Source organism: Streptomyces sp. NPDC091416, from assembly GCF_044756845.1.
In the GTDB taxonomy this organism is placed as follows: Bacteria; Actinomycetota; Actinomycetes; order Streptomycetales; family Streptomycetaceae; genus Streptomyces.
Window position 1 is genome coordinate 331,518 of record NZ_JBIVTU010000006.1, and the last position, 12,840, is coordinate 344,357.

A 12,840-nucleotide genomic window follows, 5' to 3' on the forward strand; every position below is an offset into this window, starting at 1 on the left:
GGGTTCAGGGCCGGGAGTGAGGAGGGAATCGGGGGTGGGTCCGGCCGTCCGGTGCCTTGACAGGTGAATGGAATCTGACGGACAGTCAGAAACCCTGATCCTTGTGCCCTTTCCCGGGAGGCAGTCGACGTGCATCTGGCCCCGACCGAGCGCCAGCGGGAGCTGCGCGCCGAACTCCGTGCGTACTTCGCTGAAGTGATGCCCGCAGGCGGTGGGCACGCCGGCCCCGGCTCCCCGGACTCGGACCCGGAGGCCCAGCGGCGGCTGCTGAGTCGCATAGGGGCCGACGGGATGCTCGGTCTCGGCTGGCCCGTCGAGTACGGCGGGCAGGGACGCGGCGCGGACGAACAGTTCGTGTTCTTCGACGAGGCCTACCGGGCCGGCGCCCCGGTCTCCATGGTCACTCTCAACACGGTCGGCCCGACACTCATGAAGTACGGAACGGAGGAACAGAAGGACTACTTCCTGCCGCGCATCCTGGCGGGCCAGCTCGTCTTCGCCATCGGCTACAGCGAGCCGGAGGCCGGCACCGACCTTGCCGCGCTGCGCACCCGGGCCGTACGCGACGGCGACTCCTGGGCCATCGACGGGCAGAAGATCTTCACGAGCAACGCGCAGAACGCGGACTGGATATGGCTCGCCTGCCGTACGGATCCGGACGCGCCCAAGCACCGGGGCATCTCGATCGTTCTCGTGCCCACGGACGCGCCCGGCTTCAGCTGGACACCCATCGACACGGTGGGCGGGCTGACCACGACCGCCACCTACTACGACGGCGTACGCGTGCCCCTGACCTCGGTGGTCGGGGCGGAGAACGGCGGCTGGGGGCTGATCACCAACCAGCTGAACCATGAGCGGGTGGCGCTCGCCGCGATCGGCATGCAGGCCGAGGACTTCTACGGGGCGGCGCTCGCCTTCGCCCGCACTCGCGACCCCGTGACGGGGAGGCGGCCGGCCGACGAGCCGTGGGTCCGCTCCCGGCTGGCCGAGGCGCATGCCCGGCTGGCGGCGACGCGCCTTCTCAACTGGCGCCTGGTGGGGGACGTGGGCGCGGGAGCGCTGGCGCCCGGCGACGCGAGCGGGGTGAAGTTCGCGGGCACCGAGAGCGCGGTGGAGGTGTACCGCCTGTGCCAGGAGGTCACGGGCGATGCCGGTTCGGTCCGGGGCGGTTCGCCCGGCGTCTTCGGGGACGGGGAGCTGGAGCGGATGAACAGGGCGGCACAGATCAACACCTTCGGGGGCGGGGTGAGCGAGGTGCAGCGGGAGATCGTCGCGACGATGCGGCTCGGCATGGAGAGGGGGAAGCGGTGACGGCCGGGCAGGGTGTGGGGGACGAGCTGTACGAGCGGCTCAGGGCGTACGAAGGCCGGGCGGCGGCCACCGCGGGCATCGGCAAGGACCGGGTCAACGAGCCGATGATCAGGCACTGGTGCGAGGCGATGGGGGACGAGCACCCCGCCTACGGCGGACCCGACGCCGTCGCCCCGCCGGCGATGCTCCAGGCATGGACGATGGGCGGGCTGTCCGGACACACGGACCGGAGCGGGGCCTACGACGAACTCTTCGGGCTCCTCGACGGGGCCGGATACACCTCCGTGGTCGCGACCGACTCCGAGCAGGAGTATCTGCGGCCTCTGCGGCCCGGGGACCGGATCACCTTCGACGCGGTGATCGAGACTGTGTCGGAACGCAAGACGACGAAACTGGGGACGGGCTATTTCGTCACCACGCGCATGGATGTCAGGGCGCAGGATGAGATCGCCGGAACGCATCGATTCCGCATCCTCAAATACCGCCCCGCGAAGCCGAATGTGCCGAAGCCGCAGTCCGGGCCGGAGCCCGAGACCACGGGAATGGGCAGGGGAGCGGGAAAGGAAACTGGAAGGGAATCGGGAAGGGAATCGGGAAAGGCGAAGGCGAGGGGGCACGGGCTGCGCTCCAGGCCCGTGATCAACCGGGACAACGCCGGATTCTGGGAGGGCGTCGCCTCCCGCCGGCTGCTGATCCAGCGCTGCACCGCGTGCGAGGCGCTGCGTTTCCCCTGGCTGCCCGGGTGCAACGCCTGTGGGTCGCCCGACTGGGACACGGTCGAGGCGTCGGGTGAGGGCACTGTCTTCAGCCACGTCGTGATGCACCACCCGTCCTTCCCCGCCTTCAGCGAGGACGGCGAGGGCGGGCCGTACGCCGTGGCGCTGATCGAGCTCGCCGAGGGGGTCCGGATGGTCAGCAACGTCATCGGAATGCCCTGCGACAAGGTGCGCGTGGGCATGCCGGTGCGACTGGAATTCCTCCGTACGGACCCTGAGTTGGTCCTTCCGGTCTTCCGGGGAAGTGAGGGCTGACATGGATTTCACGCCGAGCGAGGAACAGATCGCGGCGCAGGGCCTGGCCGCCCGGATTTTCGGTGATTTGTCGACGCATGACCGTATGGTCGCGGCCGGCAGCGGTACGGACGCCGGGCTCTGGAAGGAGGTCTGCGTGGCCGGGCTGCCCGGCGCAGCCGAGGAGACGGGGCTCCTCGGGCTGGTACTGCTGGCGGAGGAGCAGGGCCGGACGACCGCGCAGGTGCCCTTTGTGGCGAGCTGTGTGTACGGGCTCCTCGCCGTCGCCGAGCACGGTACGGACGAACAGCGCGAGCGCCTGCTGCCGCCGCTCCGGGACGGGACGGCGGTGGCGGCCGGGGCGTTCCCGGCCGCTGGCACGGTGCACGTGGCGGCGGGCGGACGTCCGGACGCCGCAGCGGGAAGGGGAGTCGGCGGAAGCCCGGGTGCGGCAGCGGACGCCGCGGCGCACGGGCGGCTGAACGGCCATGTCCCGCTGGTGCCGTGGTTGCGGGATGCCACCCACGTGCTGGTCGCGGCCGCGGACCGGAGCCTGTGGATCGCGCGGACCGCGGGCCCCGGAGTGGTGACGGAGCACGTGGAGACCACGGCCCCGTGGTCGGCGGGGCGGCTCGTGCTGGACGGGGCGCCCGCGGAGCGGCTGGGCGGACCGGGGGCGTACGAGGAGGTGCTGGCCATCGCCCGGACGGCGTTCGCCGGAGTGCAGGCAGGGGTGTGCGCCGGTTCGTTGGCCCGGGCGGTCGAACACACCGGCACACGCGAGCAGTTCGGGCGTCCGCTCTCGACGAACCAGGCGGTGCTGCTGCGGGCGGCCGACGCGTACATGGACACCGAGGCGATACGTGTCACGGCGTACGAGGCGGCATGGCGGCACGACGAGCGGCTGCCCTTCGCGGAACAGGCGCTGACGAGCGCGTGGTGGGCGTCCGAGGCCGGAAGGCGGGTCGTCCACGCGGGTCAGCACCTGCACGGTGGTACGGGCGCCGACCTCGACCATCCCGTACACCGCCACTTCCTCTGGGGGCGTCAGCTCGACGCCCATCTGGGCGGCAGCGGCTCGGTGCTTCAGGAACTCGGCGAACTGCTGGTGAAGGAGGGACCGGAGTGAAAGCCGGTGAGGAACTGGCGCCGCTGGAGATCGCGGTGACCCGCACACTGATCGTGGCGGGCGCGCTCGCCTCCCGCGACTACCAGGACGTGCACCACGACGCGGAACTGGCACGGGAGAAGGGGTCCCCGGACATCTTCATGAACATCCTGACGACCAACGGCCTCGTCGGGCGGTACGTCACCGACCGGTTCGGGCCCTCGGCCGTGCTCAGGCGGGTCGCCATCAGGCTCGGTGCCCCCAACTACCCGGGCGACACCATGGTGCTGAGCGGCACCGTCACCGCAGTGGGCGCCGACGGGACGGCCGAGGTGGCGGTCGTCGGCGTCAACGGGATCGGCAGACATGTGACCGGCACGGTGACCGTCGCTGTGGCGGAGGGGGCCGCATGAGCCTGCGCAGAGCCGATTCGCTCGGCGGAAAGGCGGCGGTGGCCGGGATCGGGGCGACCGAGTTCTCCAAGGATTCCGGCCGCAGCGAACTCAAACTGGCCGTCGAGGCGGTGCACGCCGCGCTGGACGACGCGGGTCTTACGCCCGCCGACGTCGACGGACTGGTCACCTTCACCATGGACACCAGCCCCGAGATCACCGTCGCCCAGGCGGGCGGTATCGGTGAGCTGTCGTTCTTCTCGCGCATCCACTACGGCGGCGGCGCGGCCTGCGCCACCGTCCAGCAGGCGGCTCTCGCCGTCGCCTGCGGGGTGGCCGACGTGGTCGTCTGCTACCGGGCGTTCAACGAGCGGTCGGGGCGCCGCTTCGGCTCCGGGGTTCAGCAGCGGGAGCCCACGGCCGAGGGCACCGCGCTCGGCTGGAACCTGCCCTTCGGGCTGCTCACGCCGGCCTCCTGGGTGGCCATGGCGGCCCAGCGCTATCTGCACGCGTACGGGCTGACGCCGGAGGCCTTCGGCCATGTCGCGGTGACCGACCGGCGCCACGCCGCCAACAACCCGGCGGCGTACTTCTACGGGAAGCCCATCACGCTCGCCGACCATGCCGCCTCCCGGTGGATCGTCGACCCCCTGCGGCTGCTCGACTGCTGTCAGGAGACCGATGGCGGGCAGGCCATCGTCGTCACCAGCGCCGAACGGGCCAGGGACCTGCGGCAGCCGCCCGCGGTGATCGTCGCGGCCGCGCAGGGCGCCGGACGGGCGCAGGAGCAGATGACGAGCTTCTACCGTGACGATCTGACGGGGCTGCCGGAGATGGGTGTCGTCGCCCGCCAGCTGTGGCGCAACTCGGGACTGGCCCCCGCGGACATCGACGTGGCGATCCTGTACGACCACTTCACCCCGTTCGTGCTGATGCAACTGGAGGAGTTCGGTTTCTGCGGACCGGGGGAGGCGGCGGACTTCGTTGCCGCCGGCGCACTGCCCCTGAACACCCACGGCGGTCAGCTGGGGGAGGCGTACCTGCACGGGATGAACGGCATCGCGGAGGCGGTCCGGCAGATCCGGGGGACCTCGGTGAACCAGATACCCGGGGCGGCCACGTCCCTGGTCACGGCAGGCACGGGGGTACCGACCTCGGGCCTCGTGCTGGGCCGTGCAGGGTGACGGGAGCAGGCCCGGTCGCGCAGCGGACGGGCCGGGCCCGGGTCCGTGGTCCCGTCCGTGGTCTCGGGGACGACCCTGAGCGCAGAAGGAGCGCCACCTCCACCTACAGGAGGTGGAGGTGGCCCTGCGCCTACACCCTGAGGCGGACGCGGTTTCGGGACCTGGGGCCGATCCCCGCGGCGGCGCCCGCTCCTAGCGTGGAGTTATGACCACGCCAGTCTGCACGGGCGCCTCCAGGGGAGCCGCTGCCACCGCCCAGGCCGTCCCGCGGAGCCATGCCGTCCCGCGCGCCCACGCCGCCACGCGCACCCCGGCCGCCGCGCGGCCGACGTACGGCGCGCGTGCGCCGTACGTCCCGTACCCGTCGTTCACGTCCTTCGTGAAGGCCCGCGGCCCGGTTCTGCTGCGCGCCGCCCGCTCGCTCACCGCGAACCCCAGCGACGCCGAGGACCTGCTGCAGACCGCGCTGACCAAGACGTACGTCGCCTGGGAACGGATCGAGGACCACCGGGCGCTCGACGGCTATGTCCGCAGAGCCCTGCTGAACACCCGCACCTCGCAGTGGCGCAAGCGCAAGGTCGACGAGTTCGCCTGCGACGAGCTGCCCGAGCAGGAGAGCCTGCCCGGACCCGACCCGGCCGAGCGGCAGACGCTGCACGACGCCATGTGGCGTGCCGTACTGAAGCTCCCCGACCGCCAGCGGGCCATGGTCGTCCTGCGCTACTACGAGGACCTCAGCGAGGCCCAGACCGCCGAGGTGCTCGGAGTGTCCATCGGCACGGTCAAGAGCGCGGTGTCGCGGGCGCTCGGCAAGCTGCGCGAGGATCCGGAGCTGGCCCCCGTCCGGTGACCCGGCCGTCCCGGCGAGGGCCATGGTGTCGCAGGCGGGCTCGCTCGACGGCGGTGTGCGGTGATCGTGTGCGACGGCGGTGTGCGACGGCGGTGGTCGTGTGCGACGGCGGTGTGCGACGGCCGTGTGCGGAGGCTGGGCGCGACGGCGTGCGTGTCGGTCGTGTGGGTCGGCCGCGCGTGTCGGCCGCGCGTGTCGCATGCATGCCGGGGGTCATCTTCCGGCCACCCTTCGGCCACCTTTTGAACGGATTTCGACCTATTTCCAGCCGGAGTCCGACCCACTTCCGGCCGGAGTGAAATTGCCCGGCGACACCGATTCGTTCCCTCGGGAGTAGTGACATACCGCTTGGTATGTGCGCAGAATCAGCGGAACCTTACTGCCGCGTAGCGCCCACCGGGAGGACGCCGTGCTCAGCACCATGCAGGACGTACCGCTGACTGTCACCCGCATCCTCAACCACGGGATGACCATCCACGGGAAGTCGCAGGTCACGACCTGGACCGGAGAGCCGGAGCCGCACCGGCGCAGCTTCGCCGAGATCGGCCGGCGGGCCACCCAGCTCGCCCATGCTCTGCGCGACGAGCTCGGCATCGACGGGGACCAGAGGGTCGCGACCCTCATGTGGAACAACGCGGAACACGTGGAGGCGTACCTCGCCATCCCGTCGATGGGCGCTGTTCTCCACACCCTCAACCTCCGGCTTCCCGCCGAGCAACTGGTCTGGATCGTCAAGCACGCCGACGACAAGGTCGTCCTCGCCAACGGCTCCCTGCTCCCGCTCCTCGCCCCGCTGCTCCCCCAGCTGACGTCGCTGGAGCACGTGGTCGTCTCGGGCCCCGGTGACCGCTCCCTCCTGGACGGTGCCGCGGTGCGGGTGCACGAGTACGAGGAGCTGATCGCAGGCCGTCCCACCACCTACGACTGGCCCGAGCTGGACGAACGCCAGGCCGCCGCCATGTGCTACACCTCCGGCACCACCGGCGACCCCAAGGGCGTCGTGTACTCCCACCGTTCGATCTACCTGCACTCCATGCAGGTCAACATGTCCGAGTCGATGGGCCTGACCGACAAGGACACCACTCTGGTGGTCGTCCCCCAGTTCCACGTCAACGCCTGGGGTCTGCCGCACGCCACGTTCATGTCCGGCGTCAACATGCTGATGCCGGACCGCTTCCTGCAGCCCGCCCCGCTCGCGGACATGATCGAGCGCGAGCGTCCGAGCCACGCCGCCGCCGTCCCCACCATCTGGCAGGGCCTGCTGGCCGAGGTCACCGCGAACCCCCGCGACCTCACCTCGATGGCCAACGTCACCATCGGCGGCGCCGCCTGTCCGCCCGCGCTCATGGAGGCGTACGACAAGCTCGGCGTCCGCCTCTGTCACGCGTGGGGCATGACGGAGACCTCGCCGCTCGGCACCATGGCCAACCCGCCCGCCGGGCTGACCGAGGAGGAGGAGTGGCCCTACCGCATCACGCAGGGCCGCTTCCCGGCCGGTGTGGAGGCGCGGCTGGTCGGCCCCGCCGGCGAGCACCTGCCGTGGGACGGCGAGTCGGCCGGTGAGCTGGAGGTACGCGGTGCCTGGATCGCCGGTGCGTACTACGGCGGCGCCGACGGTGAGGCGCTGCGGCCGGAGGACAAGTTCAGCGAGGACGGCTGGCTGAAGACCGGTGACGTCGGTGTGATCAGCACCGACGGATTCCTCACGCTCACGGACCGGGCCAAGGACGTCATCAAGTCCGGTGGCGAATGGATCTCCAGCGTCGAGCTGGAGAACGCCCTGATGGCACACCCGGATGTTGCCGAGGCCGCGGTCGTGGCCGTGCCCGACGACAAATGGGGCGAGCGTCCGCTCGCGACCGTCGTCCTCAAGGAGGGTGCCACCGCCGACTACGCGGCGCTGAAGGTGTTCCTCGCCGAGTCGGGCATCGCCAAGTGGCAGCTGCCGGAGCGCTGGTCGGTCATCGCGTCCGTGCCGAAGACGAGCGTCGGGAAGTTCGACAAGAAGGTCATCCGCAAGCAGTACGCGGCGGGCGAGCTGGACATCACCCAGCTCTGAGGCGGTCGACGCGGCGGAACACGGGGACGAGGAGGGCGGTACGGGAGTGATCCCGGACCGCCCTCCTCGTCCGCGCGTGCCGACGGCTGGTCGTTGTCGGCTTGTGCCGTCGCCGTCGCCGTCAGCCTCAGCCGTTCGCTACTGGCTACCCGGCCTTCGCTATCAGCCGTCAGTTCGCGTTCAGTTCGCGGTCAGTTCGTGCCGATCTTCGCGAGCAGGTCGACGATGCGGGACTGCACCTCGTCGCTCGTCGAGCGCTCGGCCAGGAAGAGGACCGTCTCGCCCGAGCTCAGCTTCGGCAGCTCCGAGCGGTTCATGTCGGCCGAGGTGTAGACGACCAGCGGGGTGCGGTTCAGCTGGCCGTTGGCGCGCAGCCAGTCGACGATCCCGGCGCGGCGACGGCGTACCTGCATCAGGTCCATCACCACCAGGTTCGGCCGCATCCGGGTCGCGAGCGAGACCGCCTCGCTGTCCGTCGCGGCGCAGGCGACCTGCATGCCGCGCCGCTCCAGCGTCTGCGTCAGCGCGAGCGAGATCTCCTCGCTCTCCTCGATGAGTAGGACGCGCGGCGGATGCTGTTCGCTGTCGCGTGGCGCGAGGGCCTTCAGAAGTACGGCGGGGTCGGCACCGTACGCCGCCTCCCGCGAGGCCTGTCCGAGGCCGGCGGTCACCAGCACCGGCACCTCGGCCGCCACCGCCGCCTGGCGCAGCGACTGCAGGGCCTTGCGGGTGATGGGCCCGGTCAGCGGGTCCACGAAGAGCGCGGCGGGGAACGCCGCGATCTGCGCGTCGACCTCCTCGCGCGAATGCACGATCACCGGTCGGTAGCCGCGGTCGCTCAGCGCCTGCTGGGTGGAGACATCGGGGGCCGGCCAGACGAGGAGCCGGCGCGGGTTGTCCAGCGGCTCCGGGGGAAGTTCGTCGTCGACCGGCTGCGGGGACGGGCGGTTGGCGACCTCGACGGCGCCGCCGGGCCCGTCCAGCGGCTCCGGTCCCTCGACGGCGCCCTCGTCGGGCGCCCCTATCGCGTACGCGCGTCCTTCGGCCGCCGGGGCGGCGATCAACTGCCCCGAACCCTGGCCCTGCACGGTGCCGCCAGGAGCGGTGGGACCGGTGGGGCCCGCGGTGCTGCCGGGGCCGGTCTGTGCGGCGGGCGGCTGCGGTGGGGTTGCGTGGGGCGTGGCGGTGGCCGCGGGGGGCAGGGCGGCGCGTGCGGTGCGGTCGCCCTCGGGCGGTGCGGCGAGCTTGCGGCGCCGGCCGGCCCCGCCCGCACCGCCGCCGAGCGTCTGGTTCTGCTGGTGGGCGAGGTGCTGGGCGAACGGAACGCCCTGCCCCAGCGTCCGCACGCTGAACGCACGCCCCTGCGTCGAGTCGGACGACCCGGGCATGGGCGCCTCGGCGGGCAGCGGCTGCCGCCGCGCGTCAGGACCGGGCGAGAGCGTGCGCGGCCGGCTTTCGGCACGAGCGGCGGACAGGCCCGCGGGGCCCGCCTGGTCCGCAGGGCCGTCAACGCTCTCGGGAGCAGCGCCGCGGGCGTTGACGGCGTTGGCCGTCCCGGTGGTGTGCGTGGTCGGGCCGGAGGCGGGCAGGCCCGAGCCGGATTCGGGCCCGTCCTGGGCGGCGGGGCCGTGACCCGAAGCGTCGTCCATGCCCCAGCCGCCGGGCTGCACAGGCGCGGACGGCTGCTCGGAGAGGCCGGAGCCGATGGTCTGTCCGCCCGGCTGCTCGGGGAGGCCGGAGCCGATGGTCTGTCCGCCCGGCTGCTCGGAGAGGCCGGGGCCGATGGTCTGTCCGCCCGGCTGCTCGGAGAGGCCGGGGCCGGTCGTCTGTCCGCCGGGCTGCCCGGGGAGGCCGGAACCGATCGACTGTCCGCCCGGCGCCTCCTGCGGAGCCTGCGGCGCGTCGGCGTGCCTGGCCCGGCGCCGCCCGGTCGGGAGCGGGTGCGCCTGCGGCGGGGTGTGGTCGTGCTCCGGCGCGCCGGACACCGCGTCGTGGCGCCCGGGCAGCGAGGCGTCCGCCTCACCGGCGGCGGGCGACACCCGGTCGGCATCCGCCGGCGGCAGCGCGAAGGGGACGCGCGGGCCCGCCTCGGCCTGGGCGGCCCGGTCCTGGGCCGCCGAAAGGGCACGCCGGGCGCGTCGGCCGGTCGGCTGCTGCGCCGGCGCGTCGGCCTGCGCCTGTCCGCTCTGTGTCTGTCCGGCCTGCACCTCTCCGCCCCGGCCCTGCCCGGCCTGGACCTCTCCGCCCCGACCTTGTCCGGCCTGGACCTCTCCGTACGGCGGCTGCCCGTCCTGAGCATGCTCGGCGGCCGCCCGCCCGTGCATCCGGGCGGTGTCGTCGTGCCCGGGGAAGGCCGCGGGGCCCGAGGCCTCCACGCCGGCCCCGGCGGCCGTGAGTGCCAGCTGGTTGTCGCCGCCCCGTTGTGCACGGTGTCCGCCCGCCGGAACCGGCATCGGCGCCTCGGCCGGAACGCCCTGCGGCGGTACGGTCTGCCCGCGCTGCGGACGGCCACCGGCCCCCTGGGCGCCCTCGGCCGCCGTCACCACGGATCCCTCGGAAGGTGCGGGCGTCCCCGCCGCGGGCAGCGCGAGCGCCTGTCCCGGGCCCTGCTGCCCGGCGCCGGCCTCCGCCGGGCTGGGCCGGCCGCGCCTACGGCCGGAGCCGCTCGCCTGCGGGGCGGGAACGAGTTCATGCGGGCCCGTCGCGTCGGGCGCGGGCGTAGGCGTGGGCGCGTTCACGGATGCTTCGACGGACTCGGGAGCGGGATGCGCCCCCGCCTCCCGGCGCGCACGCCGGCGCCCGGTGGGCTCGGCCGCCCCCGTGTCGGAGGCGCCGGTCTCGCCCGTGCCGTCGGAGCCTCCCACGGGGCTTTCCAGGAACGCGTCCGTGGAGCCCCTGCGCGCCCGGCGCCCCCGCCTGCCGCCCTCGGGAACCGCGACCGCACCCGACGCCCCGGAATCGGTCTCGCCCAGGGCATCGGCGAACGGCGGCGCGATGCCCGGATCGGGGACCGGCGCAGCCGCAGCGGCCTCGGGCGCCATGGGCGGAGCCACAGCCGTTTCGGGGGCCATCGGCGGGACCACGACGGCCTCGGGTGCCATGGGCGGAGCCATAGCGGCCTCGGGGGCCATCGGCGGCATCACGGTCCCGGAGCCCGCGCCCAGCGGCACTTCGAGCACGTACGCGCTGCCGCTCATCCCCGGCATCTCATGGGTCTGGAGCACACCGCCGTGCGCCCGCACGATCCCCCGCACGATCGGCTCGTGCACCGGGTCTCCCCCGGCGAACGGCCCGCGCACCTCGATCCGTACGACGTCGCCGCGCTGTGCCGCGGCGACGACGACCGTCGAGTCGACGTAACCGCCGCCCGGAGTCAGCCGGGCCTTGCCGGTCGAGTCGACCCCGGCGACGTCCGCGACCAGATGCGCGAGCGCGGTCACGAGCCGTCCCGCGTCGACCTCGGCCTCGATCGGCGGCGCGTGCACGGCGAACTGGGCCCGGCCGGGCCCGATCAGCTCGACCGCCGCGTCGATCCCCGCCGTCACCACCCCGTCGAGCAGCACGTTCGTCTTGACGAGGGCCTCGGAGCCGCCGTCCAGGCGCTGATAGCTCAGCACGTTGTCGACGAGTGTCGTCATCCGCGCGTAACCGGCGGCCAGGTGGTGCAGGATCTGGTTCGCCTCGGGCCACAGCTGGCCGGCGGGGTCGGCGGCGAGTACGGACAGCTCCCCGCGCAGCTCCTCCAGCGGCCCGCGCAGCGACTCGCCGAGCACGGCGGTGAGCTGGGTGTGCCGGGCGGACAGGTCCGCCAGCCGTTCGGCCTGCTCCTCCAGCTCGGAGGCGTAGCGCTCGGTGCGGTCCGCGAGCTCGGCCGTGTGCTGTTCCGTCAGTCCGGTGACCTCGGCGGCGTGCCGCTCGGTGAGTTCCCCGACCTCCGCGGTGTGGCCCGCGGTCAGCTCGGCGACCTCGGTCCTGCGCTTCTCGTCGAGCTCCTCGTACGGGCGGCGGTCGGTGAAGGTCATGACCGCGCCGACGAGCTGATCGCCGTCGCGCACGGGCGCGGTGGTCAGGTCGACCGGCACGGGCGCGCCGCTCTTGGACCACAGGACCTGCCCGCGCACCCGGTGCTTGCGCCCCGACTTGAGGGTGTCGGCCAGCGGCGACTCCTCGTACGGGAACGGCTCGCCCTCGGCCCGCGAGTGCAGGATCAGCGGATGCAGCTCCTGGCCGCCCAGGTCGGTGGCGCGGAAGCCGAGGATCTGGGCCGCGGCGGGATTGACCAGCACGACACGGCCGTCCGTGTCCGTGCCGACGACGCCTTCGGACGCGGCCCGCAGGATCATTTCGGTCTGGCGCTGCGACCGGGCCAGCTCGGCCTCGGTGTCGACGGTGCCGGACAGGTCGCGCACGACGAGCATCAGCAGCTCGTCACCCGTATAGCTGCCGCTGTAGGAGCTCTGGACGTCCCGGTACGCCGCCTGCCCGTCCTCCAGGCTGGCGCTCGTCACCTCGACGGGGTACTCGTTGCCGTCGGTGCGCCGCGCGGTCATCCGCGTGGGCTTGGTCCGGCCCCGCTCGTCCGCAGCCTCCGGCCTCCGCATCGACCCCGGGATCAGCTTGGAGTCGAACTCCGGCAGCAGATCGAGCAGTCCGCGACCGACGAGCGCGGTGCCCGGAGTCTCGAACATTTCGAGGGCGATGGTGTTGGCGTTGACGACCGTACCGTTGCAGTTGACGAGCAGAAGCCCGTCCGGAAGGGCGTCGAGTATGGCTGCGAGGCGAGCAGCGCCTCGGGATGGCCTGCTGCTCACGACGACGCTTCCTCCCTGATTACTGCACCTTGCCGACAGCGGGCCCCATCTTGCCCCTCGGGCCTCAGGCTGTCACTGGAGGAGTCTAAAGGCTGGGGAGGGGCAAGGGACGGTG

The 12,840-nt window shown here is 72.7% G+C and carries 8 protein-coding genes; 7 read left to right on the forward strand and 1 reads right to left on the reverse strand.

Annotated features, from left to right (window positions below; all coding sequences use genetic code 11):
- Positions 1-129: 129 nt before the first annotated feature.
- The 7 genes from ACIQMX_RS20320 (at position 130) to ACIQMX_RS20350 (ending at position 7,914) form a co-directional block, all read left to right on the forward strand.
- Entirely contained in the window at positions 130-1,311 is a 1,182-nt protein-coding gene (locus ACIQMX_RS20320; protein ID WP_402479892.1) for an acyl-CoA dehydrogenase family protein, read from the forward strand.
- The gene (locus ACIQMX_RS20325) at positions 1,308-2,342 is read left to right on the forward strand and encodes a bifunctional MaoC family dehydratase N-terminal/OB-fold nucleic acid binding domain-containing protein (protein ID WP_402479895.1); all 1,035 of its coding nucleotides are present in this window, start codon (positions 1,308-1,310) and stop codon (positions 2,340-2,342) included. The genes ACIQMX_RS20320 and ACIQMX_RS20325 overlap by 4 nt, the downstream gene beginning before the upstream one ends.
- 1 nt (position 2,343) lies before the next feature.
- Positions 2,344-3,450: an acyl-CoA dehydrogenase family protein gene (locus tag ACIQMX_RS20330; RefSeq protein WP_402479898.1), complete on the forward strand. Its 1,107-nt coding sequence runs from the start codon at positions 2,344-2,346 to the stop codon at positions 3,448-3,450.
- Positions 3,447-3,842, forward strand: coding sequence for a MaoC family dehydratase (locus ACIQMX_RS20335; protein WP_402479901.1), 396 nt, complete (start codon positions 3,447-3,449; stop codon positions 3,840-3,842). The genes ACIQMX_RS20330 and ACIQMX_RS20335 overlap by 4 nt, the downstream gene beginning before the upstream one ends.
- A complete protein-coding gene (locus tag ACIQMX_RS20340) occupies positions 3,839-5,005 on the forward strand; it encodes a lipid-transfer protein (protein ID WP_402479904.1) in 1,167 nt (388 codons plus the stop codon). Before ACIQMX_RS20335 ends, ACIQMX_RS20340 begins: the two co-directional genes overlap by 4 nt.
- A gap of 205 nt (positions 5,006-5,210) precedes the next feature.
- Positions 5,211-5,855 carry a SigE family RNA polymerase sigma factor gene (locus tag ACIQMX_RS20345; RefSeq protein ID WP_363066827.1) on the forward strand — a complete coding sequence of 215 codons (645 nt, stop codon included), beginning with the start codon at positions 5,211-5,213 and terminating at the stop codon, positions 5,853-5,855.
- Positions 5,856-6,264: 409 nt separating this feature from the next.
- Positions 6,265-7,914, forward strand: a complete 1,650-nt coding sequence (locus tag ACIQMX_RS20350) for a long-chain fatty acid--CoA ligase (protein WP_402479908.1) — start codon at positions 6,265-6,267, stop codon at positions 7,912-7,914.
- A gap of 191 nt (positions 7,915-8,105) precedes the next feature.
- Here the strand turns inward: ACIQMX_RS20350 and ACIQMX_RS20355 are convergent, their stop codons facing one another.
- Positions 8,106-12,725, reverse strand: coding sequence for a PAS domain-containing protein (locus ACIQMX_RS20355; RefSeq protein WP_402479911.1), 4,620 nt, complete (start codon positions 12,723-12,725; stop codon positions 8,106-8,108).
- Positions 12,726-12,840 lie beyond the last annotated feature (115 nt).

Coding starts and splice junctions, on each gene's coding strand:
- ACIQMX_RS20330 (WP_402479898.1), top strand. CDS start 2,344: ATGGATTTCACGCCGAGCGAGGAACAGATCGCGGCGCAGGGCCTGGCC.
- ACIQMX_RS20340 (WP_402479904.1), top strand. CDS start 3,839: ATGAGCCTGCGCAGAGCCGATTCGCTCGGCGGAAAGGCGGCGGTGGCC.
- ACIQMX_RS20345 (WP_363066827.1), top strand. CDS start 5,211: ATGACCACGCCAGTCTGCACGGGCGCCTCCAGGGGAGCCGCTGCCACC.